This is a genomic window from Klebsiella sp. 28 (assembly GCF_018223905.1).
Taxonomy (GTDB): domain Bacteria; phylum Pseudomonadota; class Gammaproteobacteria; order Enterobacterales; family Enterobacteriaceae; genus Klebsiella; species Klebsiella pneumoniae.
Genome location: NZ_JAGRQY010000033.1, coordinates 1 through 24,387, shown reverse-complemented (window position 1 = coordinate 24,387; position 24,387 = coordinate 1). Strand labels below are relative to the sequence as shown.

The window sequence follows — 24,387 nt, the reverse complement described above, 5'->3', positions numbered from 1 at the left end:
GATCGCCGATGTTCGCCTTTTTAAAAGCCCCGCCGGACGCTGCGCCGATTAGCGATAAACGCGAACTTGATGCGCGTTATCGCTACTGGCGTCGCCATATCCTGTTGACCATCTGGCTGGGCTACGCGCTGTTCTATTTCACCCGCAAAAGCTTTAACGCCGCGGTCCCGGAAATTCTCGCCAGCAACGTCCTGACCCGCAGCGATATTGGCCTGCTGGCCACGCTGTTCTATATCACCTACGGACTGTCGAAATTGTTCTCCGGTATCGTCAGCGACCGCTCCGACGCCCGCTATTTTATGGGGCTGGGGCTTATCGCCACCGGGGTGGTGAATATTCTGTTCGGTTTTTCTTCCTCACTATGGGCTTTCGCGCTGCTGTGGGCGCTGAATGCCTTCTTCCAGGGCTGGGGCTCGCCGGTCTGCGCCCGACTGCTGACGGCCTGGTATTCGCGGACCGAGCGCGGCGGCTGGTGGGCGCTATGGAATACGGCGCATAACGTCGGCGGCGCGCTGATCCCGATGGTGGTGGGCGCGGCGGCGCTGCACTACGGCTGGCGTGCCGGGATGACCATCGCCGGCTGTCTGGCGATCCTCGCCGGACTGTATCTGTGCTGGCGGCTGCGCGATCGCCCGCAGGCGGTGGGGTTACCCGCCGTGGGCGACTGGCGTCACGATGCGCTGGAAATCGCCCAGCAGCAGGAAGGCGCTGGGATGTCTCGTAAAGCGATCCTGACCCGCTACGTGCTGGCCAATCCCTACATCTGGCTGCTGTCGTTGTGCTATGTGCTGGTGTACGTGGTGCGGGCGGCGATTAACGACTGGGGCAATCTGTATATGTCGGAGACGCTAGGCGTCGATCTGGTGACCGCTAACTCGGCGGTGACCATGTTTGAGCTGGGCGGTTTTATCGGCGCGCTGGTGGCGGGGTGGAGTTCGGATAAGCTGTTTAACGGCAACCGTGGGCCGATGAACCTGATTTTCGCCGCCGGAATTTTGCTGTCGGTTGGCGGCCTGTGGCTGATGCCGTTCGCCAGCTATGTCATGCAGGCGGCCTGCTTCTTCACTACCGGTTTCTTCGTTTTCGGCCCGCAGATGCTGATCGGCATGGCGGCGGCGGAATGTTCGCATAAAGAAGCCGCCGGGGCGGCAACCGGGTTTGTCGGCCTGTTCGCTTATCTTGGCGCCTCGCTTTCCGGCTGGCCGCTGGCGCAGGTGATGGATATCTGGCACTGGACCGGATTCTTCGTGGTGATTGCGATTGCCGCCGGCATTTCCGCGCTGCTGCTGCTGCCGTTTTTAAACGCGCAGGCGCCGCGTACCGCCAGCGAAGCGTGATGTAGCTCACCCTTTCGCCGCGAACGGGGCAAAACTAAGAAATTTTCCCGGTTTTACCTGGACGCCGTCTCAGGCCAGACGGCGCGCTGGTTTTTACAATGCCTGGTTATTACGCAGGCATAAAAAATCAGCTCAGGAGATACCCATGCTGGCCTTTCTGAATCAGGTGCGCAAGCCGACCCTGGATCTGCCGCTCGATGTGCGGCGCAAAATGTGGTTCAAACCTTTCATGCAGTCCTATCTGGTGGTTTTCATCGGCTACCTGACCATGTACCTGATCCGCAAGAACTTTAACATCGCGCAGAACGACATGATCTCCACCTACGGGTTGAGCATGACGCAGCTGGGGATGATTGGCCTGGGCTTCTCCATCACCTACGGCGTGGGCAAGACGCTGGTCTCTTATTATGCCGACGGTAAAAACACCAAGCAGTTCCTGCCGTTTATGCTGATCCTCTCCGCCATCTGTATGCTGGGCTTTAGCGCCAGCATGGGGGCGGGTTCTACCAGCCTGTTCCTGATGATCGCCTTCTATGCGCTGAGCGGTTTCTTCCAGAGCACCGGCGGCTCGTGCAGCTATTCCACCATCACCAAGTGGACGCCCAGACGCAAACGCGGCACTTTCCTCGGCTTCTGGAATATCTCCCACAACCTCGGCGGCGCGGGCGCGGCGGGCGTGGCGCTGTTTGGCGCCAACTATCTGTTCGACGGCCATGTGATCGGCATGTTTATCTTCCCGTCGATTATTGCGCTGATCGTTGGCTTTATCGGCCTGCGCTACGGTAGCGACTCTCCGGAATCCTACGGCCTCGGCACGGCGGAAGAGCTGTTTGGCGAAGCGATCAGCGAAGAGGACAAAGAGACCGAAGAAAATGCGATGACCAAGTGGCAGATCTTTGTTGAGTACGTGCTGAAAAACAAAGTGATCTGGCTGCTGTGCTTCTCCAACATCTTCCTCTACGTGGTGCGTATCGGTATCGATCAGTGGTCCACCGTGTACGCCTTCCAGGAGCTGAAGCTGTCGAAAGAGGTGGCGATTCAGGGCTTTACCCTGTTTGAGGTCGGCGCGCTGGTCGGCACGCTGCTGTGGGGCTGGCTGTCGGATCTGGCCAACGGCCGCCGCGCGCTGGTGGCCTGCATCGCGCTGGCGCTGATTATCGCCACCCTCGGGGTTTACCAACATGCCAGCAACCAGTACGTCTATCTGGCCTCGTTGTTTGCGCTGGGCTTCCTGGTGTTTGGTCCGCAGCTGTTGATCGGCGTCGCCGCCGTCGGTTTCGTACCGAAAAAAGCGATCGGCGCCGCCGATGGGATCAAGGGCACCTTCGCCTATCTGATCGGCGATAGCTTCGCCAAACTGGGTCTCGGGATGATCGCCGACGGCACCCCGGTCTTCGGCCTGACCGGCTGGGCCGGCACCTTTGCGGCGCTGGACGCCGCCGCCGTCGGCTGTATCTGCCTGATGGCCATCGTGGCTATCTTTGAAGAGCGTAAAATTCGCCGCGAGAAAAAGAACCGTATTTTGCAGACCGCCTGATTCACCAGGTATTTGGTAACCTTGCCCGGCCTTCGCGCCGGGCTTTTTTATTTCTTGCGCATTATGCCAGGTCCGACAGTCGACAGCAGGCAAATTCCCATTATGATAGTCAGGCTGCGATTGGATGAGAGGATGCATGATCTGGATAGGACTGGCCACCCTGGTAGTGGTGTTTGTTGTGGGATTTCGGGTGCTTACCTCTGATTCACGCCGCGCGATCCGCCGCCTGAGCGAACGCTTGGGCATCACGCCCGTCCCGCTGGAATCGATGATCGATCATCTGGGAAAAGCCGCCGGTAATGAGTATTTGCGTTACCTGGAGCGGCCGAATGAAGCGCATCTGCAGAACGCCGCCCAGGTGCTGCTGATCTGGCAGGTTGCGATTGTCGACGCCAGCGAAAAAAACCTGCATTACTGGTATCGCCTGATGCAAAAAGCGCGTTTAGCGGCGCCGATTACCGACGCGCAAATCCGTCTGGCGCAAGGATTTCTGCGCGAGCTGGACCCGGATGTGAGCGATTTGCATAACCTACAGCAGCGCTATAACGATCTGTTTCTCCCGGAAGACGGCGTGCACTGGCTGCACTGATCTCATAGTTATTCGGCCTGGGGTTCATCGCTTTTTGTGCCGGATGGCGGCTGCGCCTTATCCGGCCTACGGTTTCCGCACTCGTCACTTGTAGGCCGGATAAGCGTAAGCGCCATCCGGCAGGATAACTACAGTAGGATTTTCAGGCCGTGTTTTTGTACGACGCTAAGCAATTTTAATGACATTCCGCTTGGTCGCTTAGCGCCAGTCTCCCATTTTTGCACGGTAGACACGCTGGTATTCAGATAACGAGCGAACACGGGTTGGCTAACATTGAGTTGTTCACGTAGCGCTTTAATTTCAATGGGTTGAAGTGCGGCTACGCTACCGAGACATGATTCATCAAAATGGCGCATTGTTTCCTGTGGGATTGCGCCAACGCTGAATAGCCCCGACGCAGCGCTATGGATCGCTTCGAAAGCCGGGCTTTTGTATTTATTTTTTGCTGTCATCGCAAATCTCCGCCAGTTCTTTACTTTTAACTAAGACCGTCGTTTTCTCTTCAGAGAGATTGGCATAGTGTTTTGCTAACTCACGAAAACCCATTAACTCGCGATGGTTGATATTGGCCATATCCTGTTTGGCATATAGAAAGGTATAAAACCAATACTCTGCGCTTTTGGTAAGGATGATTGCGCGATCGCGATTCTTGTTGAGTCGCTTTTTATAAACCCCTCCTCCTAAATCAACCACTTTGCCCTGAAGCGCAGATTGAATTGCCTGATAGAGCTCGTCGTCGGAAATGCCATGAGAGCTAGCCTCTCTGGCGAACCATTTGGTTTTAAAGATACGCATTGCTGACATCCTGTCGTTAAAAGTATAGCACATAGTGCTATATTAAATTCTCCTGAGATTTGTTAAAGCGATAGCAAGCATCGTTTTTTTAAACATGCGAGCAGCTACGCATCCTCTTATGAAAAGCGAGAAGAGTTGCGAAAACGTTAAGTACGTCACATACAAAATGTTACACTGCGCAGCTTTCCGCCACTTTCTTCGCAGGTCACTCATGAGTCATTCAAATGAAACCAAACCCCATGCACGCGATCTCGCGCGGCCAAACTGGTCGGCGGTTTTCGCGGTTGCTTTCTGCGTCGCCTGCCTGATTACCGTTGAGTTTTTGCCGGTCAGCCTGCTGACGCCGATGGCGCTGGATTTAGGCATCTCCGAAGGGATGGCCGGGCAGTCGGTGACGACGACGGCATTCGTCGCGATGTTTTCCAGCCTGTTTATCACCACGGTGATAGGTAAAACCGATCGCCGCTACGTGGTTATCCTGTTTTCGCTGCTGCTGACCCTTTCCTGCCTGCTGGTATCTTTCGCTGATAGCTTCACCCTGCTACTACTGGGGCGCGCCTGTCTGGGCCTGGCGCTCGGCGGTTTCTGGGCGATGTCGGCCTCGCTTACCATGCGGCTGGTGCCGATGCGCGTGGTGCCGAAAGCGCTATCGATTATCTTCGGCGCGGTATCAATCGCGCTGGTGATCGCCGCCCCGTTGGGCAGTTTCCTTGGCGGGCTTATCGGCTGGCGCAACGTCTTTAACGGCGCGGCGGTAATGGGCGTGCTGTGTACGCTCTGGGTGCTGAAAGCGCTGCCGTCGCTGCCCGGGGAATCGGCTTCTCAGCAGCAAAATATGTTTGGTCTGCTGAAGCGTCCGGGGGTGATGGCCGGAATGTGCGCCATTTTCATGGCCTTTGCCGGACAGTTTGCCTTCTTTACCTATATTCGCCCGGTGTACATGACGCTCGCCGGGTTTGATGTCGACGGCCTGACGCTGGTGCTGCTGAGCTTTGGTATCGCCAGCTTTATCGGCACCTCGCTCTCCTCGGTGCTGCTCAAGCGTTCGGTAAAAGCGGCGCTGGCGATCGCGCCGCTGGTGCTGACCGCCTGCGCGGTGGCGCTGGTGCTGTGGGGAGAGAGCAAAATCATCGCCTCGACGGTGGCGATTATCTGGGGCTTCGCGTTTGCGCTGATCCCGGTGGGGTGGTCAACGTGGATCACCCGTTCCCTCTCCGATCAGGCGGAAAAAGCCGGGTCGATTCAGGTGGCGGTGATCCAGCTGGCCAACACCTGCGGCGCCGCGGTCGGCGGCATTGCGCTTGACCACTTAGGGCTGCTGTCGCCGCTGGTGTTGTCAGGGATATTGATGCTGTTTACCGGCCTGCTGGTGGCGGCCAAAGTGAAGGTGAATTCACCCGCTTAAGGCCGCTCGCCTTTTGCCAGCCGGGCATTGATGTCGGCAATCACTTCCGGCAGGTCCGCCAGGGTATCAACCACATAATGCGCCCCGGCGGCATACAGTTTGCCTGCCGCCCGCTCGCGGCGGGTGGCGATTTCCTCTTTCGACATCGCCTGGTACTCCTCCCAGGTAGCGCCGAATTCGTTACCGGACACCGCCAGCCCGACGCTCCACATCCCGGCATGTAACCCTTCGCTGATGCCCGGCGCGGCGTCGTCGACCTTCACGCAGTGGGCCACATCGTCTATGCCCAGGGTAATCACGTTCTGCAGCGCCATCCACGGGCCCGGACGACCACCGGCGGCAAGGTCATCGGTGGCGACCCAGTGGTCCGGGGCGTAGCCCTGGGCGGCGGCGGCCGGTACCAGCTTTTCCATCACCGGGCGCGGATAACCCGAGCAGGAGCCGATCTTCAGGCCCTCGGCGCGAAACGTGGCGATGGTGTCGACCACGCCGGCTATTGGTGCGGAAAAATCGACAACCTTAGCGATTTGCAGCGGCATAAACGCGGCGTAGATCGCATCGATATCCGCGGCCGTCATCGCGCGGCCGAATTTGGCCTGCCAGCGGCTGTCGACAGAAGGGAGTTTGCCCAGCGCCTCAATGTGCTGCCATTTGCCAAGCCCCATCGGCACGCGGGCCTCTTCAAGGGTTATCTCAATATCGAAGGCCTGGCGGAAGGCCTCGACGAAGATTTGCGTCGGGGCGAAAGAGCCGAAGTCTACGGTGGTGCCTGCCCAGTCAAGGATCAGTGCGCTAATACGGTTCATGGCGGTTCCTTATTGTTTCCAGTACATGGCGTTGTCGATAGCCGCCAGCAGGGCGGTGATATCGGCGTCGTAGACTTCGCCAATGTTGCCGATGCGGAAGCAGTCGCTTTGCGATACTTTGCCCGGATAGATAACGAAGCCCTGATCTTTCAGCTTCTGGTAGAAGGTGTGAAAGCGATACTGCGGCGCATCCGGTGAATAAAAGGCGGTAATGATCGGCGAGTGCAGGCTATCGTCGAGCAGCGGCCGGAAGCCGAGCGCGCGCATCCCGGCGACCAGCCGGCGCTGATTGTTGCGGTAGCGCTGATGGCGAGCGCTGACGCCGCCCTCCTGCGCCAGCTCTTTCAGCGCCTGGGCGAAGGCCAGCACGGTATGGGTCGGCGAGGTGAAGCGCCACTTGCCGTGGTTGTCCTCCATGCAGCGCCACTGGGCGTACAGATCCAGCGACAGCGAGCGTGAACGGCCTTTGCAGGCGGCCAGCTCCGCTTCACGGGCAATCACGAAGGCAAAGCCCGGCACGCCCTGAATGCATTTATTGGCGGAGCTTATCAGGTAATCAATATTCAGCGCGGCGATATCCAGTGGAATGCCGCCGAAGCTGCTCATCGCATCGACGATATAGCGTTTATCGTACCGTTTCGCCAGTTCGGCCACCTCTTCGATCGGATTCAGCATGCCGGTGGTGGTTTCGCTATGTACCATCGCGATATGGGTGATCGCCGGGTCGTTCTGCAGGATCTGTTCGATCGCGGCCGCGTCCGGACGGGAGACTTCGCCGCAGTCGTAAGGGTGGCAGGCGATGCCCATCAGTTGCGCCATCTCAATCATACGCGCGCCATAGGCGCCATTGCTGACGATCAGCACTTTGCCCTGTTCGCCGATGACGCTGCCGAGCACCGCTTCGACCGCGTAGCTGCCGCTACCCTGCAGCAGCACCGCGGTATAACCGTCGGCCGGGGTAGCCAACTGCACCAGCTGCTGGCGAATGGTCTGTACCACGCCGAGATTGTAATCATCATCCCAGGTGCAGCTATCGAACAACATCGCCTCTTTCACCGTACGGGAGGTGGTTAGCGGGCCGGGGGTCAGCAGCAGGTAGTTCCGTGAAGTCATTTGTCTCACCATTTGGTCTATACCAGATTTATAGTTATCATGGAGACAAAGCCGGGACAGGGTCAAAGGAAATGTGGCGCTGCAACAAAAAATTCATCTGGCTATGTATAATGAGCGCACGAAAAGTGGCAGTGAGTAAACATGAAATCACCCTCTGGCGAGATGCCGCAATACCTGATGATTAAGGCGCAGCTGCAGGCGCGTATTCAAAACGGCGCCCTCAAAAGCGGCGACAAGCTGCCTTCCGAGCGCGAGCTGTGCGCGCTGTTCAACACGACGCGGATTACGGTGCGTGAGAGCCTGGCGCAGCTGGAGGCCAGCGGCGTGATTTACCGCGCCGACCGCCGCGGCTGGTTTGTGACGCCGGAGCGTCTATGGCTGGATCCGACGCAAAATACCAACTTCCACAAGCTGTGTCTCGAACAGGGGCGCGAACCGAAAACGGTGCTGCTTGATGGCCGCCTGGCTGCCGTGCCGCTGGATGTGATGGCGCCGCTGGCGCTGCAGCCCTTCGATCAGGTCTACCTGCTGACCCGGCTGCGCTATGCCGACGGGCGTCCGGTGTGCTACTGCGAAAACCACTGTCTGCCCGCGCGGGTGCCTGAGCTGCTGCGCCACGATCTCAACGGCAGTCTGACCGAGATTTATCAAACTCACTACGACCTGATCTATACCAGTATGCATCTGTCGTTTTATCCCACCTCAATGCCGCCGCAGGCCGCCGAGGCGCTGGGGGTGATGGAGGGGCGCCCGGCGCTGCTGTTGCGCAGGCTGAATTACGATCAGCACGGGCGTATTCTCGATTACGATATTGAATACTGGCGGCATGATAGCCTGCGGATCGAAGTCGATACCCATTGATTTTATTAGTTAAATTTTTTGATCTCCCCGGTGGCGCTAGCGCTTACCGGGGCTACGCATCCCGCTCGTTTTAACTCCTTCGACACACTTCTTTCATCGTTTTGTCATAAACCCTCGGTAGCGTGAAGGCAAATCTGGTCTACACCAGAATAACTGACTATCCGATGAGGCTTAAACGATGAAACTCTCCCGACTTGCTCTGCTGTCCCTGTTCGCGCTGACCAGCTCTCCGGTTTGGGCGGACGGCGTCGTCACGGTTTACTCCGCCGACGGCCTGCATGACGGCGATAACAGCTGGTATCAGAGCCAGTTCGCTGCCTTCACCAAAGCGACGGGCATCAAAGTGCAGTATGTGGAAGGCGGCTCCGGCGCGATCGTCGAGCGTCTGGCCAAGGAGCGCACCAATCCGCAGGCTGATGTGCTGGTCACGGTGCCGCCGTTTATCCAGCGCGCCGCGAAAGAGCAATTGCTGGCAACCTTTACCCCGCAGGGAAGCGCGCAGATCCCCGGCGCTAACGACCGCTACGCGCCGCTGGTGAACAACTATCTGACCTTCATCTATAACAGCCAGTTGCTGAAAAGCGCGCCGGCCAGCTGGCAGGATCTGCTGGATAGCCGCTACAAGAACAAGTTGCAGTACTCCACGCCGGGTCAGGCGGGCGACGGTACCGCGGTGATGCTGCAGGCGTTCCATAGCCTCGGCGGTAAAGACGCCGGTTTTGCGTATCTGGGTAAGCTGCAGGCCAATAACGTTGGCCCATCGGCCTCGACCGGTAAGCTGACGGCGCTGGTCAACAAAGGCGAGCTGTACGTCGCCAACGGCGATCTGCAGATGAACATGTCGCAGATGGCGCGTAACCCGAACGTTAAAATTTTCTGGCCGGCGGATGACAAAGGCGAGCGCAGCGCGCTGGCGCTGCCCTACACCATCGGGCTGGTGCAGAACGGACCGAACAGCGAAAACGGCAAAAAGCTGATCAATTTCCTGCTGGATAAACCGGCGCAATCCAGCGTCAGCGCGCGCTCCTGGGGCCTGCCGGTACGCAGCGATGTAGCGCCGGATGATGCTAACTTTAAGGCGGCGAAAGCGGCGCTCGACGGCGTGAAGAGCTGGGAACCTAACTGGGACGATGTCGCGGTATCGCTGTCGGCTGACATTGCCCGCTGGCATAAAGTGACCGATAGCGAGTAAGCCTGATGTTGATGAAAACCACCGTCACTTCTTCCCCGTCGCTGGCGGGGACGTCCGGGATCACCCTGGACTCGCTGCGCGTTTCATACCACGGCAACGTGGTCTTAAAACCGCTGTCATTGACCATTGAGCCCGGTGAGGTGCTGGCGCTGATAGGCCCTTCCGGTTCCGGGAAAACCACGGTGCTGCGGGCGATTGCCGGTTTTGTGCAACCGGCTGGCGGGCGGATCCTGATCGGCGATACTGACGTCACCCAGCTGCCGCCGTACAAACGCGGGCTGGCGATGGTGGTGCAGAACTACGCGCTGTTTCCGCATATGAAGGTGGAAGATAACGTCGCTTTCGGCCTGCGGGCGCAAAAGCAGCCCAGGGGGCTTATCGCCGAGCGGGTGACTGAAGCCTTAAAAATCGTCGGCATGGCGGATTACGCCACCCGCTACCCGCATCAGCTTTCTGGCGGCCAGCAGCAGCGCGTGGCGATAGCCCGCGCGATTGCCGTGCGTCCTCGGGTGCTATTGCTTGATGAACCGCTGTCGGCGCTGGATGCGCAAATTCGCCATAACATGGTGGAAGAGATTGCCCGCCTGCATCGCGAACTGCCGGAACTGACCATTCTCTACGTCACCCACGATCAGACCGAAGCGCTGACCCTGGCGGACAAAATCGGCATTATGAAAGACGGGTCGCTAATCGCCCACGGCGAAACGCACGAGCTCTATCACTATCCGCCGAACCGCTTTAGCGCCGAATTCCTCGGCCGCGCCAATATCCTGCAGGCGACGGCGCTGAAAGACAGCCCCGAGCCGGGGCTGGTTAGCGTGAGCTGTGGCGGCGGCCTGATTAACGCCTTCAGCCGGGGCGGCCTGCATGGCAACAACAAGCTGTTATGCATTCGCCCGCAGCACATGAGCCTGGCGCCGCGATCGGCAACCAGTAATCGTCTCAATGCTACCCTGACCTCGGTACACTGGCAGGGCGATCTGACGCATCTGCTGTGCGATGTTGCCGGCGAAGCGGTGCGGATTGTGATGACCCACGTGAACCCGCTGCCGCGCGCGGGGGACAAGCTGGCGCTCTACTTCGAACCTGGCGATGCGGTTCTGATCGAGGTGCAATGATGGCGCAAACCCTCACGCTTGCGCGTCCGGCGCGAAACCTACGCCCTTACCTGTGGCTGGCATTGCCGCTGCTGGTGCTGGCGACGCTGTTTTTCTATCCGCTGCTGCTGATCGCCGAACAGGCGCTGCGCGACGCCAGCGGCAACCTGAGCCTCGAGACCTTCTGGCAGGTGATTGACTCAAAACGCTTTATTGGCGCGTTGCTCAATACCTTACAGATTGCGGTGTTCGCTACCCTTGGCTGTCTGGTGCTCGGCAGCGTCCTGGCGCTGATTCTGGTGTTTATTCCGTTTCCCGGCAGCCAACTGGTGAGCCGGGTCATTGATACTTTTATTGCGCTGCCGACCTTTCTTATCACTCTCGCATTCACCTTTATTTACGGCTCGGCGGGGCTGCTCAACGGCACCCTGATGGCGCTGTTTGCTTTTGAACTGCCACCGGTAGACTTCCTCTATTCGATTAACGGCGTGATTCTGGCGGAGATTACCGTCTTTACGCCGCTGGTGATGCGCCCGCTGATGGCGGGATTGCGGCAGATAGATAAGAGCCAGCTGGAAGCGGCGAGTATTCTCGGCGCTCATCCGTTACGGGTGATTACCCAGGTTATCTTCCCGGCGGCGCTCCCGGCGCTGATGGCGGGCGGCAGCCTGTGCCTGCTATTGACCACTAACGAGTTCGGGATCGTGCTGTTTATTGGCGCCAAAGGGGTTAATACCCTGCCGATGATGGTCTACAGCAAGGCGATTCTGGAGTCGGATTACAGCGTGGCCTGCATGATTGCGCTGATCAATATTCTGCTGTCGCTGGGGCTGTTTATGCTCTATCGGCTGGCGGCGGCGCGCACTGGCGTAAGGAGTTAACGATGTTGATTTGGTCGTGTAAAGGCCGCGCGGCGACGGGCGCGCTGGCGGTGACGCTTTTTGCCGGCGTTTTTCTGCTGCCGCTGGCGGTGATTTTACTCTCCAGCCTGAGTAAACAATGGAACGGCCTGCTGCCCACCGGCTTTACCTTTGCCCACTTTGTTAACGCCTTTCGCGGCGCGGCGTGGGATTCGCTGTTTTCGAGCCTGATGGTGGGCTTCTGCGCCAGCCTGCTGGCGCTGCTGTGCGGGATGTGGGCGGCGCTGGCGCTGCGCCAGTATGGCGCGACGCTACAGAAATATCTTGGCCTGGCGTTTTATCTGCCCAGCGCCATCCCCTCGGTTTCCGTCGGGCTGGGCATTCTGGTGGCGTTTAGCCAGGGGCCGCTGCAGATGAACGGCACCTTCTTTATCGTTCTGGCGGCGCACTTCGTGCTGATCTCCGCCTTTACCTTCAGCAACGTAACGACCGGGCTGGCGCGTATTTCCGCTGATATTGAAAACGTCGCCTCCAGCCTGGGCGCTTCGCCGTGGTATCGCCTGCGCCATGTGACGCTGCCGCTGATGACGCCGTGGATGATCTCGGCGCTGGCGCTGAGCCTGTCGTTGTCGATGGGAGAGTTAGGGGCGACGGTGATGATCTATCCGCCGGGCTGGACGACGCTGCCGGTGACCATTTTCAGCCTCACCGATCGCGGCAATATCGCCGATGGCTCGGCGCTGACCATTGTGCTGGTGGGCGTCACGCTGCTGTTGATGATGAAGCTTGAGCGTATCGCCCGCCGATTAAGCCAGAGATAAAGAATTGATGACGCCACCAGGGCACGGGTCTGACTGCCCGGCGGCGCTGCGCTTGCCGGTCCTGGGGGGGGAGCCCGCAGGAAGGAACGTAGGCCGGATAAGGCATTTATGCCGCCATCCGGCACAACCACAGGTACGGAGCTTGAAGTGTCCTGCCCGGCGGCGCTGCGCTTGCCGGTCCTGGGGTGGGGTCCCACAGGAAGGAACGTAGGCCGGATAAGGCATGTATACCGCCATCCGGCATAAATGGAGCGCACCAGTTGTAGCCCGGCTAAGCGTAGCGCCAGCCGGGAACGCTCCTTCGACAACGCTATCGCATCAGAACCACGCCTCAAACATCCCACCGACGTTCAGCGAATCCAGCTGCTGGTCCTGGGTGCCGTTTACCTTCGCGGTGTGCTCGTTATCCACCTGGCCGCCGGTGACGTAGAAGCGCAGCATCGGACGGAACTCCGGCCCCATGCCGATGGCGATGTTCTGCGACAGCGTCAGCTTCCAGCCGTGGTTATCCCCGCCCTGGTCGTAATCCACGCGCTGGTAGCCCGCTTCCAGCCAGGTGGAGTGCACGTCGTTCCAGAAGTACATCGGCCGGACGATGGCGCCGTAGTTTTTGCGGTTGTCGGTATTATCTTTGCCGTTGTCGTAGTCGTGGAAGGCCAGCAGATATTCCACCTGCGCCTGCTGGGTGAACTTATGGCTGCCCTCGAAGCTGGCGTAGACCGTGGTCAGGTCGTCGGTTTTGTTGTAGACGCTGTTATCCGAGTTGTCGGAGTAGCGCAGGATCACCTTGTTTACCCCGCTGTCGTTGGTGTGGCTCAGCACCAGCCCGCCCTGCCAGGCTTCGAGACGCGCGTCGCTGTCCACCGCCTTCGAATCAAAGCCGTAGTTGGCGTACACCTCGACGTCGATCGGCCCGGCCTTGATGTTGTGGGTTTTGGTGGTCAGCGCGTAGTGGCCGTTGTCGCCGGTGTCGGAGCTGCCGGTACAGGTGATGCGCGACGGGTTGGTCTCGTCGGCCATCACTTCCGGACTACAGGATTTCACCTGCGAGACCGCCGCCACGTCGAACTGCACGCCGCCGATATCAAAGTTCTTCACCCCGGCGCCCTGGCCGTCGTGGTTCATCCAGAAGTAGTCGTTGATCCCCTGTTGCGGACGCTGGTGGAAGTCGCGGCCGGCCCAGATATAGGCGTTGGGGTTGGATTCCAGCACGTTGGTGACCCCGACGTAGGCCTTCTTCAGGTTAACTTCGTCGCTCCAGTGGTCGAACATCACGTTGAGATCCCAGATAGCCCCCTGCGCGCTTTTGAAGGCCTTGCTGATCTGGAATTCGCCGCCGTTGCTTTCGTTGCCCAGACGGCCGATCGCCGAGGCGCCGTTATAGGAGCCGTCGACGCCGACATATTTCTGGTCGCCGGTCTGGAAGTGAGCGCCATAGCGGGCATAGCCGCTGAACTTGAGGCCGAACGGAATGGCCATATCCGGCGAGGCGGCGGTGGTCTGCGGGTTGGTGATCACGTCGACCTTTTTGTCGGCCGCGGCGTCGATTTTCGCCTGGCGGTCGGCCAGCGCTTTATCAACGGCTTTGGCGACGATGGCGTCGATCTGTTCCTGAGTAAATTCTTGCGCCATTACAGAGGTAAGCGGAAAAAACGCGGCGATAACCGCCATGGTTAATGGAAGCTTTTTTATCATTGTCATGAGTTTCTCAATATAGGTTAATTTTATTCAGACAATAACCAGCCTATTCTGAGCTGACAGAATATGTCGCTATCATCAGAACAAGTTATTTTTTATTTTGTACGATCACAGAGGCGTTACACAATTATCGTTACCCTTCCTCCTTCGCTGATATTAAACAGGTGGTCTTTCGCCACTGACAAAAAAAAACACAGCACGAACCAATAAACGCTATTTCCCGGCAGCGGATAGACGGCGCAATACATGCCCCCGCGGGGGCATGTCAGCAAAAATTAACCAAAGATATAGGTATTGACGAGATTTTCGAGTAATTCCTGACGCCCGCTCTGAGGCTGCGGATTCAGATTATGCTGCTCAGCGTATCGGGCAATATTATCCAGCGACATCTGCCCGGTCATAATTTTCTGCCCCAGCTCGCCCTGCCAGCCGGCATAGCGTTTTGCCAGAGCCCGATCGAGCTTGCCATCCTCAATCATGCGCGCGGCCAGCTTGAGGGACAGCGCCATTACGTCCATGGCGCCAATATGGCCATAGAACATGTCGTATTTGTCGGTGCTCTGCCGACGAACTTTGGCGTCAAAGTTCAGGCCGCCGGTGGTGAATCCCCCGGCTTTGAGGATCTCATACATCACCAGGGTATTTTCTTCCACGCTGTTCGGGAACTGATCGGTATCCCAGCCGAGCTGCGCATCGCCGCGGTTGGCATCAACGGAGCCGAAAATGCCCAGCGCGATGGCGCTGGCGATTTCATGGTGGAAAGAGTGCCCCGCCAGAGTGGCGTGGTTGGCTTCAATGTTCACCTTGATCTCATTTTCCAGACCAAACTGCTTCAGGAAGCCATACACCGTCGCGACATCGTAATCGTACTGATGCTTAGTGGGCTCCTGCGGTTTCGGCTCGATAAGCAGCGCGCCGCCAAAGCCAATCTTATGCTTGTGCTCCACCACCATCTGCAGGAAGCGGCCAATCTGCTCACGCTCCTGACGCAGGTCGGTATTCAGCAGGGACTCGTAACCTTCGCGGCCGCCCCACAGAACATAGTTTTCGCCGCCGAGCTGGTGGGTAGCGTTCATGGCGGTCACCACCTGCGTGGCCGCCCAGGCAAACACCTCCGGATCGGGGTTGGTCGCCGCTCCGGCGCCGTAGCGCGGGTGGGTAAAGCAGTTGGCGGTGCCCCACAGCAGTTTCACGCCGGTTTGCTGCTGTTTCTCCGCCAGCACCTCGGTCATGATGGCGAAATTATGCAAATACTCTTTCAGCGACGCGCCTTCTGGCGAGACGTCGACATCATGGAAGCAGTAATACGGCACGTTGAGCTTGTAGAAAAATTCAAACGCCACGTCCGCTTTGCGTTTGGCCATTTCCAGCGCATCGCCCGCGGCCTGCCAGGGACGCTCAAACGAGCCGGCGCCAAACATATCCGCGCCATTCCAGCAGAAATTATGCCAATAACAGGCGGCAAAACGCAGATGATCGGCCATGCGTTTTCCCAGCACGATTTCATCCGGATTATAGTGGCGAAACGCCAGCGGATTATCGGTTTTGGGTCCGGCAAAGCGAACGCGATCAACCTGGTCGAAATAGGTTTGCATGATGAACTCCGAAATTGAGAAACAGGAAAATTAACAACTGTGACACATCGTGTATTCTCATCGTCGGTTGCTCAATTACGTTATTTCACTCGGCGATTGAGAAAATGCTCAAATGTGAGCCATCTCGCAAATAAAACTATTTTAAATATCTCGCTTCGCGCGCGTATAGCGTACACTTCCAGGGGAATTCAGGTGAACATAGCGAATTAAAATGCCGGTTTTGTCACAATGCCTGTCTGCCCGAAAATTAGCGGAGGATAACGATTCAACGCAGGTGATACAGGCCTTTGCTTCGAGGATCACAGAAGTAAAAAAACATAATTACTTAATTTAAAAACGTAATAGATTCTTCCAGGTCAACTGTGTCAGAAAGTGTTTCACCTACACAAAACAAACCGGAGTCTGCTTAGAATGAGTAAAAACATAATGCACAGTCGGCATGATGAATATCATAAATTAACCCGTGGTGAACGAATTGGTTATGGCATGGGCGACTTTGCGCAAAACCTGGTTTTCGGCACAATTGGGGGTTTTCTGGCTTTGCATATGCTGACGGTAAATACCATCAGCACGGCAACGGCAGGCTTTATTTTTCTTTTTGTCCGCATCATTAATGTGTTTTGGGATCCGATGGTCGGAACCTACGTGGATAAACGAACCTCGAAAGCAGGGAAATATCGTCCGTGGCTGTTACGAGCCGGCGTTCCGCTGGTGATCCTGTCGGCATTACTGTTCGCGCCAATCCCTGGGGTGAAAGGTTCGGTGGCTTTCGCCTTTATTATTTATCTGGCGCTGGACCTGGTTTATTCCTTAGTCAATATTCCCTATGGCTCGCTGAATGCCTCGCTGACCCGCGACCCGGAATCGATCGATAAGCTGACCAGTACCCGCATGATGCTGGCCAACAGCGCCAACCTGCTGGTCTATACCCTGTTCCCGATGTTTGTGCAGATGGCGGCGCCGAAAGATCGCAGCCTGAAAGACACCGGCTTTTTTGGCCTTGAGCTGAATCTCGGCAACTATACCGATCCGTCGGCGAACTACGCCTGGTTTGGCGTGTACGCCATCTATATGATCATCGGCGCGGTGGCCCTGTTTATCTGCTACAAATGCACCAAAGAACGCGTTGTCGCGACCGCCGAGCAGACCGCCAACGTCAAAACTACCGACCTTTTCCACGAGCTCAGACATAACCGTCCGCTGGTTATTCTCGGCATGTTCTTTATGCTGGCCTTTACCTTCATGTTCTTCATGAACACCGTTAACGGCTTCTTCAACCAGTTCGTCGTCGGCCACTCCGAATGGATGGGCGCCGTGGGCCTCGTCGCGTCTATTCCCGGCATCGCCTTCCCGGTGTTCTGGCCGAAACTGAAAAAAATCTTTGGTAAAAAAGGCTTCTTCCATCTGTTCCTCGCCATGTTCATCGTCGGCGAACTGCTGACCTACGTCTGGTCCCGCGAAGGGATGCACGACGCCCTGTGGCTGGCCTACATCGCCACCTTTATTAAACAGTGGGGCTTAACCTCCGCCACCGGCTTTATGTGGGCGCTGGTACCGGAAGTTATCGCGTACGGCGAATTAAAATCGGGCAAACGCAATGCCGCCATTATCAATGCCATTATGGGACTCTTCTTCAAGATCGGCTTCACCATCGGCGGCGCTATCCCACTGTGGCTGCTGGCGGTGTATGGATTTAATGAAAGCGGCGCCGTGCAGAGCGCCAGCGCCATCGATGGGATCATTATGACCGCGGTGTGGATCCCAATCGCGCTGGCCGCTATTTCGATGGTGATCATGCAGGTTTATCCGATCTCCGATAAACATGTTACCGACATCAACCGTCAGCTGGATGAGATCCGCGTGTAGTTAAAAAAATTATAAATCAGACCGATCCTTAACTTTCCATTTTAAAAGGTGTAATGAAATGTCACTTATTCAAAACCCGATATTACGCGGCTTTAATGCCGACCCCAGTATTATTCGCGTCGAGGAAACGTACTATATTGCCAACTCGACGTTTGAGTGGTTCCCGGGCGTGCGTTTACATGAGTCGAAAGACCTGAAAAACTGGAACCTGCTGCCTTCGCCGCTCTCCACCACCACCCTGCTGGACATGAAGGGCAACCCCTCCTCCGGCGGCATTTGGGCGCCGGCGCTTTCCTGGGCCGATGGGCAATTCTGGTTGGTGTATACCGATGTGAAGGTCACCGAAGGCGCCTTCAAAGACATGACCAACTATCTGACCACCGCGAAGGATATTCGGGGCCCGTGGAGCGACCCGATCAAGCTGAACGGCGTCGGGTTTGACGCCTCGCTGTTCCATGACGACGATGGCCGGAAATATATCGTCCAGCAAACCTGGGATCACCGGGAGTATCATCACCCCTTCGATGGCATTACCTTAACGGAGCTGGATACCAAAACGCTGAAGTTAATGCCGGAAACCGCGCGCACCATCTACCGCGGCACCGCCGTGGCGCTGGTCGAGGGGCCGCACCTCTATAAACTGAACGGCTACTACTATCTGTTTGCCGCCCAGGGCGGCACCGTGTTTACCCACCAGGAGGTGGTGGCGCGGTCGAAAACCCTCGAGGCCGACAGCTTCGAAACCGAGCCGGGCGACGTGTTCTTAACCAACGTCGATACCCCAGACAGCTACATCCAGAAACAGGGCCATGGCGCGCTGGTCTCCACCCCGGAAGGCGAATGGTATTACGCCTCGCTCTGCGCCCGGCCATGGAATCGCCCGGGGGAATCCATCTACGACCCGCGCGGCTGGTCAACCCTCGGCCGGGAAACCGCGATCCAGAAAGTATACTGGGACGACGAAGGCTGGCCGCGTATTGAAGGCGGTCACGGCGGGAAAACCTTCGTCGAAGGGCCAAAAGACGCCATCTTCACCGAAAGCGCCAGCGATAATAGCCAGCAGGATGACTTTACCTCCCCAGCGCTCGACCCGAACTGGAATACTCTGCGGGTGCCGTTTACGGCCAAAATGGGCACCACCGGCGACGGCAAATTAACCTTAATCGGCCAGGGTTCGTTAGCCAATACGCATGACCTGTCGCTGATTGCCCGCCGCTGGCAGGCCTTCTATTTTGACGCCGCGGTGAAGGTGAAATTCGAACCCTTCAGCTACCAGCAGATGGCCGGATTAACAAACTACTATAACGACCGCCACTGGAGCTTCGTCTTCCTGACCTGGAATGAAATTAACGGCAAGGTCATCGAAGTCGGCGAAAATAACCGCGGAAAATACACGTCGTACCTGAAAGATAACGCCATCAAGGTGCCGGACGGCGTGGAATACGTCTGGTTCCGGACCAAGGTCCGCAAGCAGACCTACAGCTATGAATACAGCTTCGATGGCGTGTCGTTCACCGAGATCCCGGTCCTGCTGGATGCCGCGGTACTGTCCGATGACTATGTGTTGCAGAGCTACGGCGGGTTCTTTACCGGGGCGTTCGTCGGCCTGGCGGCAGTAGACTACGCCGGGTACGGCACCCAGGCTGAGTTTTATCAGTTCGAGTATCAGGAGCTGGGCGATAGGTTAGCGGCCGATGGCAGTTACAGCTGGGAGGCTGGCGAGACGCGGGATAAGTAAGAGAGGGCGGGCCCACGCTACCGGTGAGGTAGCGTGGGTTTTGTGCTGTGTGTGATGTAATTAAAGCGAGCGCTGTAGGATGTCAGTCTGCGGGGCGCAGCCGGGCCTTCAGCTCTTCGGGAGTAAACGGCGGATCTCGCCGGTGCAGCATTGCATGGCAATTGGGACATACCGGGATCAGATCGGTTTCAGGGTTCAGACGGTAGTCCTGCTTGATCCCGGCCAGCGGAATGAGATGGTGGATATGGATAAAACCCTGGCCGATTTCGCCATAGCGGCTGGCCATATCCAGACCGCATACCTGACACCGGCAGCCATGCAGGCGAAGCGCCGCCTGACGAGCCTGACGGTCGCGCTCATAGCGATTGACCACCACCTGCATCGCCGCCCCTTCCACGAACTCCATAGTTGTCTGTCCCTCATCGGGGAAAAGCGCAACCTCGTCATCGCCAGCGCCCTGCGACGCGATCGTAAATCCTTGATCCAGTAACAGACGCACGCATTTGGATTTAATCCCTCCGCTGAAATCCGCCGGGGTAAATTCCGTGCCTGTCGCAAGCGTGGCCGCTAACCCGACGATGGCTTTTGAAGGATACCGACGCCCCTCAAACTCGATCTCATACAGACGCGCGCTTTTAAACTGATGCGCAACGCCTGCATCGTAAGCGCGAATGGCGGCGATGATGCATTCCCTGGATAAATGGTCCGGTAGTTTTTTCATAAGACATAGCTATCTGATGGCGCGAAGCTTGAGTATAAATAGAAAGCTATGGGCTTTTCGAACAAATAACTAGCAGTGATAGTTAAATCGCGATCCACGTAGAACCGCCGCATCTGGTGGGTTGATCGGCAAGGATTTTGCGAGCATCATCGCATTTATTATTGAACGCAAGATCATTCTGCTGTTTGCGCAGGGGATTAGCTACCAGGACATTAGCCGAGAGTTCGAAGATTTATATGCTTTCAGCATGTCAACCGCCACCATCAGTGTAGTACGATAAAGTTACCCCTGAACTAAAACAGTGGCAACAGCACCCGCTGGAAAAGGTTTACCCCTTCGTCTGGCTGAACGTATTCACTATAAAGTCCGTGAGAATGGCCGTTATCAGAGCAAAACGGTTTATACCGTTCTGGCGCTGAATCTGGCAGGCAAGAAAGAAACTCTGGGCCGGTATCTATAAGAAAGTAAAGGCGCTAACTTCTGGCTGTCTATATTAAGCGACCTGAAAAACTGGGGCATTGAAGACATCCTGATCGCCTGCGTGCGCGGGCTGACCGGCTTCCCGGAGGCGATAAACAGCATTTATCCGCAGACAGAGGTTCAGTTGTGCGTCATTCACCAAATCAGTAACTCGATTAAATACGTGGCCTCAAATGACCATAAAGCTTTTATGGCTGATCTGAAACCGGTATATCGCGCGGGGTCGAAAGAAGCCGCAGAAACGGTGCTGGATGAACTGGAAGCGAAATGGGATCAGCAGTATCCAGTGTTGCTCCAGTCGTGACGACGCAAGTGGGAAAATCTGTCAGCATACAATAGAATTTAAGAAACACGGAGTCAGTAAAATACTGTAAGTGAAAAGTGATGCGGAAAGTTAAAACCTCGGTGCAACAACTAAACTCATTGATAAGTTTTTTACTGCGATAATCGATAGATTTGCAGACTATAGGCGTGCGAATGAATAGTCACCTAAAAGCTGGCAGGTAATAATTAACAATGCTGTAACAGTTATATGGCTTTCAGGCAGCGTATTATTATACGCTGCCTTTTTCAACTTGCCGTAATAAAGCATGTTTTTGGATAACTATTAAAAAGTGAATAATTGTAAACAGCTTCATTTTTGTAATATGAGTTAGGATAGAAGTTGACTTCTTTGCCAAGCAGAGATGCTAAAATTGCCACATGCAGCCTGTCGGTATTGACAACTTTATACTCTTCAAGAAAGTTTATCATGCAACGGGTAGAATTACGCGCCAGAAATTCATTATCCCAATAATCGCCATTCCAGGTGAGCGAAATATCATGATTGTTTTCTTTGTAGTCTCCAGTTAGAGATTCGGAGTCCGTTCTGAAGCAGTTGGCCTGTTTTTTATAGACGGGTTTAAGTGACAGGTATTTATTAAGATCGAGATAAAATGCCATATCATCAGTAATGAATACGTTCTTGTTTGGTTCGTAGTTGAGAGATTTAATATAATCGAAGGTGATATTTTCGCGACAAAAAACAACAAACTTATCAATATTGTTGATGAATAAATCGCTATACCCTCTGATTGTCGACGGCATTATTATTACTTTATGAAATTTCCCAATATTATTCTGGATAAAGTCATGACCTTCAGAATACAATCCTTCTATCAGGTTTCCTCCGCCTCCAAAAATTAAAATATCAGTTTCAGAACTGTAGCACTCGCCATCTCTGTAAGGGATATAGGTAAGAGCATTTCGTTCAAAAAAGTCATACGTCGCAGATGCAATTACACCATCTCCAGCATTACCAGGGTTTGCCTTATAGACAAATCGATGAGATAGATGATAAGATTTTAGAAGCAAATCAAATTTTAACTTCATATTGGTCATTTTTTATCCTGTTTAACAGAAGCTACCGACTGCTATCTTACACTACTTCAATTCACTAATATCATAGAAAAGTCTAGGTTACAAAGGAAGGGTTACAATGAAGAAAATTCTTATAATGACGCCGGACATTGAGGGGCCTGTCCGTAACGGCGGTATTGGTACTGCTTTCACTGCTCTTGCCACTACTTTGGCAAAAAAGGGGTATGATGTTGATGTATTGTATACATGTGGCGACTATTCTGAATCATCTGTATCGAAATTTAGCGACTGGTCACGTATTTATAGTACCTTTGGTATCAATCTGCTAAGAACCGGACTGATAAAAGAGATTAATATTGATGCACCGTATTTTAGAAGGAAAAGTTATTCAATTTATCTCTGGTTGAAAGAAAATAACATCTATGACACTGTTATTTCTTGTGAGTGGCAGGCAGATCTTTATTACACTTTATTAAGCAAAAAGAATGGAACGGATTTTGAAAATACAAAGTTCATTGTAAATACTCACAGTTCAACGTTATGGGCTGATGAAGGTAATTACCAGCTTCCATATGATCAGAACCATCTTGAACTCTATTATATGGAGAAAATGGTGGTTGAAATGGCGGATGAAGTTGTTAGTCCGTCTCAGTATTTAATTGATTGGATGTTGAGTAAGCACTGGAATGTTCCTGAAGAACGTCATGTAATTTTAAATTGCTAGCCATTTCAAGGGTTTGTGACGAGAGATGATGTTACAGTTAAAATAAATGAAAAGCCAGCTTCTGGCGTTGAGCTTGTATTTTTCGGCCGCCTTGAAACCCGTAAAGGACTTGACATATTCCTGCGTGCATTAAGAAAACTATCTGATGAAGATAAAGAGAGCATTTCTGGAGTAACCTTCCTCGGAAAAAATGTCACTATGGGGAAAACTGATTCATTTACTTATATTATGAATCAGACTAAAAATTTGGGACTCGCAGTTAATGTCATCAGCGACTATGATCGTACCAACGCTAATGAATATATAAAAAGAAAAAATGTATTAGTCATCATTCCATCACTTGTAGAAAACTCACCCTATACTGTTTATGAATGCTTGATTAATAACGTTAATTTCCTCGCTTCAAACGTTGGTGGAATTCCAGAGCTTATTCCGCAGGAGCATCATGCGGAAGTTCTATTTATTCCTACACCTGTCGATTTATACGGGAAAATCCACTATCGCTTAAAAAATATAAATATAAAACCAGGGCTTGCTGAATCACAAGACAATATTAAAGAAGCTTGGTTTGTCGCAGTTGAACGAAAAAACAACCGCGCATTCAAGAAAATCGATGAAGCTAACAGCCCGTTAGTTAGCGTGTGTATAACTCACTTCGAACGTCACCATTTGCTTCAGCAAGCACTCGCATCAATAAAATCTCAGACGTACCAAAATATTGAGGTCATCTTGGTTGATGATGGAAGTACGACAGAAGATTCTCATCGTTATTTGAATCTCATCGAGAATGATTTTAACTCTCGAGGCTGGAAAATTGTCCGTAGTTCTAATAACTATCTGGGTGCTGCAAGGAATTTGGCTGCGCGACACGCCTCTGGCGAATATCTGATGTTTATGGACGATGATAATGTTGCTAAGCCTTTTGAGGTAGAAACGTTTGTTACTGCAGCATTAAACTCTGGGGCCGATGTGTTAACCACACCAAGCGATCTTATTTTTGGTGAGGAGTTCCCTTCTCCGTTCCGTAAAATGACGCACTGCTGGCTTCCGTTAGGGCCTGATTTAAATATCGCCAGCTTTAGTAACTGCTTTGGCGATGCTAATGCGCTGATCAGGAAAGAGGTTTTCGAAAAAGTTGGCGGATTTACTGAAGATTACGGTTTAGGTCATGAAGACTGGGAGTTTTTTGCCAAAATATCATTACAGGGATATAAATTGCAAATCGTCCCGGAACCTCTATTTTGGTATAGAGTTGCAAACTCCGGCATGTTGTTAAGTGGAAATAAGAGTAAAAATAACTACCGCAGTTTCCGTCCTTTTATGGATGAGAATGTTAAATATAACTATGCAATGGGGTTGATACCTTCCTACCTCGAGAAGATTCAAGAACTTGAGAGTGAAGTGAATCGCTTGCGGAGCATCAATGGTGGTCATTCTGTCAGTAACGAGTTACAACTTTTAAATAATAAGGTTGATGGTCTTATTTCTCAGCAAAGAGATGGCTGGGCCCATGACCGTTTTAATGCTCTGTATGAAGCAATTCATGTCCAAGGCGCAAAACGAGGCACCAGCCTGGTTCGCCGGGTTGCCCGGAAAATGAAATCAATGTTAAAATAAAGTAATATTCGGGGCCCGAAAGGGCTCCGCAAAAATAATATTAACTTTCAGCTAATTTTAAATTTGTCTGTAAATAACCCTGTTTTAGTTGCATGCATTTTTGAGTTCCCGGCCAGATTTGACCCTGGCCCAAATTCAGTGCAGTGCTAAATCAGAGATCTTCGTCTTTCCGGAGA

Annotated in this window: 19 protein-coding genes and 2 pseudogenes; 13 read left to right on the top strand and 8 right to left on the bottom strand. The window is 54.3% G+C overall.

The genetic code is table 11. The annotated features are described in order from the left end of the window. Positions 1–8: 8 nt before the first annotated feature. The 3 genes from KHQ28_RS06575 (at position 9) to KHQ28_RS06565 (ending at position 3,463) form a co-directional block, all read left to right on the top strand. Entirely contained in the window at positions 9–1,337 is a 1,329-nt protein-coding gene (locus tag KHQ28_RS06575; RefSeq protein WP_211777576.1) for an MFS transporter, read from the top strand. A gap of 145 nt (positions 1,338–1,482) precedes the next feature. Further along, positions 1,483–2,874, top strand: a complete 1,392-nt coding sequence (gene uhpT, locus KHQ28_RS06570; protein WP_002923280.1) for a hexose-6-phosphate:phosphate antiporter — start codon at positions 1,483–1,485, stop codon at positions 2,872–2,874. A gap of 136 nt (positions 2,875–3,010) precedes the next feature. Beyond that, positions 3,011–3,463, top strand: a complete 453-nt coding sequence (locus KHQ28_RS06565; protein ID WP_032418247.1) for a DUF1198 family protein — start codon at positions 3,011–3,013, stop codon at positions 3,461–3,463. A 128-nt stretch (positions 3,464–3,591) separates the two neighbouring features. Here KHQ28_RS06565 and KHQ28_RS06560 read toward each other — a convergent pair whose 3' ends face one another. Beyond that, positions 3,592–3,915: a DNA-binding transcriptional regulator gene (locus KHQ28_RS06560; RefSeq protein ID WP_004173862.1), complete on the bottom strand. Its 324-nt coding sequence runs from the start codon at positions 3,913–3,915 to the stop codon at positions 3,592–3,594. Next, entirely contained in the window at positions 3,899–4,258 is a 360-nt protein-coding gene (locus KHQ28_RS06555) for a type II toxin-antitoxin system RelE/ParE family toxin (RefSeq protein ID WP_032418248.1), read from the bottom strand. The genes KHQ28_RS06560 and KHQ28_RS06555 overlap by 17 nt, the downstream gene beginning before the upstream one ends. A gap of 211 nt (positions 4,259–4,469) precedes the next feature. On the opposite strand from KHQ28_RS06555, the gene nepI reads away from it, so the two are divergent. Beyond that, a complete protein-coding gene (gene nepI / locus KHQ28_RS06550; RefSeq protein ID WP_002923205.1) occupies positions 4,470–5,663 on the top strand; it encodes a purine ribonucleoside efflux pump NepI in 1,194 nt (397 codons plus the stop codon). On the opposite strand, the gene phnX is transcribed toward nepI, so the two are convergent. Together phnX and phnW are read right to left on the bottom strand one after the other, a co-directional pair. Next, positions 5,660–6,469 (bottom strand): phosphonoacetaldehyde hydrolase, encoded by an 810-nt coding sequence (phnX, locus tag KHQ28_RS06545; RefSeq protein ID WP_032418249.1) that lies wholly within the window; start codon positions 6,467–6,469, stop codon positions 5,660–5,662. The genes nepI and phnX overlap by 4 nt on opposite strands. 9 nt (positions 6,470–6,478) lie before the next feature. Continuing rightward, entirely contained in the window at positions 6,479–7,582 is a 1,104-nt protein-coding gene (gene phnW / locus KHQ28_RS06540) for a 2-aminoethylphosphonate--pyruvate transaminase (protein ID WP_004181579.1), read from the bottom strand. Positions 7,583–7,723: 141 nt separating this feature from the next. On the opposite strand from phnW, the gene phnR reads away from it, so the two are divergent. The 5 genes from phnR (at position 7,724) to phnV (ending at position 12,413) form a co-directional block, all read left to right on the top strand. Further along, positions 7,724–8,443, top strand: coding sequence for a phosphonate utilization transcriptional regulator PhnR (gene phnR / locus KHQ28_RS06535; protein WP_004145049.1), 720 nt, complete (start codon positions 7,724–7,726; stop codon positions 8,441–8,443). Positions 8,444–8,621: 178 nt separating this feature from the next. Next, the gene (phnS, locus tag KHQ28_RS06530) at positions 8,622–9,635 is read left to right on the top strand and encodes a 2-aminoethylphosphonate ABC transporter substrate-binding protein (protein WP_032418250.1); all 1,014 of its coding nucleotides are present in this window, start codon (positions 8,622–8,624) and stop codon (positions 9,633–9,635) included. Positions 9,636–9,640: 5 nt separating this feature from the next. After that, entirely contained in the window at positions 9,641–10,753 is a 1,113-nt protein-coding gene (gene phnT / locus KHQ28_RS06525) for a 2-aminoethylphosphonate ABC transport system ATP-binding subunit PhnT (protein ID WP_004150258.1), read from the top strand. Further along, positions 10,753–11,613 carry a 2-aminoethylphosphonate ABC transporter permease subunit gene (gene phnU / locus KHQ28_RS06520; RefSeq protein WP_002923191.1) on the top strand — a complete coding sequence of 287 codons (861 nt, stop codon included), beginning with the start codon at positions 10,753–10,755 and terminating at the stop codon, positions 11,611–11,613. Before phnT ends, phnU begins: the two co-directional genes overlap by 1 nt. 2 nt (positions 11,614–11,615) lie before the next feature. Then, positions 11,616–12,413, top strand: coding sequence for a 2-aminoethylphosphonate ABC transport system, membrane component PhnV (gene phnV / locus KHQ28_RS06515; protein WP_032418252.1), 798 nt, complete (start codon positions 11,616–11,618; stop codon positions 12,411–12,413). Positions 12,414–12,731: 318 nt separating this feature from the next. Here the strand turns inward: phnV and KHQ28_RS06510 are convergent, their stop codons facing one another. Together KHQ28_RS06510 and xylA are read right to left on the bottom strand one after the other, a co-directional pair. Beyond that, positions 12,732–14,114: a carbohydrate porin gene (locus KHQ28_RS06510; RefSeq protein WP_004146875.1), complete on the bottom strand. Its 1,383-nt coding sequence runs from the start codon at positions 14,112–14,114 to the stop codon at positions 12,732–12,734. 272 nt (positions 14,115–14,386) lie between these two features. Beyond that, positions 14,387–15,706, bottom strand: coding sequence for a xylose isomerase (gene xylA / locus KHQ28_RS06505; RefSeq protein WP_032418119.1), 1,320 nt, complete (start codon positions 15,704–15,706; stop codon positions 14,387–14,389). A gap of 426 nt (positions 15,707–16,132) precedes the next feature. Here xylA and KHQ28_RS06500 point away from each other — a divergent pair, with 426 nt between their 5' ends. Both KHQ28_RS06500 and KHQ28_RS06495 read left to right on the top strand, forming a co-directional pair. Further along, entirely contained in the window at positions 16,133–17,572 is a 1,440-nt protein-coding gene (locus tag KHQ28_RS06500; protein ID WP_004153321.1) for an MFS transporter, read from the top strand. A 58-nt stretch (positions 17,573–17,630) separates the two neighbouring features. Then, a complete protein-coding gene (locus KHQ28_RS06495; RefSeq protein WP_032418120.1) occupies positions 17,631–19,310 on the top strand; it encodes a glycoside hydrolase family 43 protein in 1,680 nt (559 codons plus the stop codon). Positions 19,311–19,392: 82 nt separating this feature from the next. Here the strand turns inward: KHQ28_RS06495 and KHQ28_RS06490 are convergent, their stop codons facing one another. Then, positions 19,393–20,031 carry an HNH endonuclease gene (locus KHQ28_RS06490; protein ID WP_002887060.1) on the bottom strand — a complete coding sequence of 213 codons (639 nt, stop codon included), beginning with the start codon at positions 20,029–20,031 and terminating at the stop codon, positions 19,393–19,395. Between the two features lie 160 nt (positions 20,032–20,191). Between KHQ28_RS06490 and KHQ28_RS06485 the strand changes: the two are divergent. Beyond that, positions 20,192–20,812, top strand: a pseudogene (locus tag KHQ28_RS06485) (transposase); the annotation flags it as partial. Positions 20,813–21,081: 269 nt separating this feature from the next. Here KHQ28_RS06485 and KHQ28_RS06480 read toward each other — a convergent pair. Beyond that, on the bottom strand, positions 21,082–21,891 hold the full coding sequence (locus tag KHQ28_RS06480) for a polysaccharide pyruvyl transferase family protein (RefSeq protein WP_110539681.1): 810 nt from the start codon (positions 21,889–21,891) through the stop codon (positions 21,082–21,084). 97 nt (positions 21,892–21,988) lie between these two features. Here KHQ28_RS06480 and KHQ28_RS29465 point away from each other — a divergent pair. Continuing rightward, a pseudogene (locus KHQ28_RS29465) lies at positions 21,989–24,211 on the top strand (glycosyltransferase). The last annotated feature ends 176 nt before the right edge of the window (positions 24,212–24,387 follow it).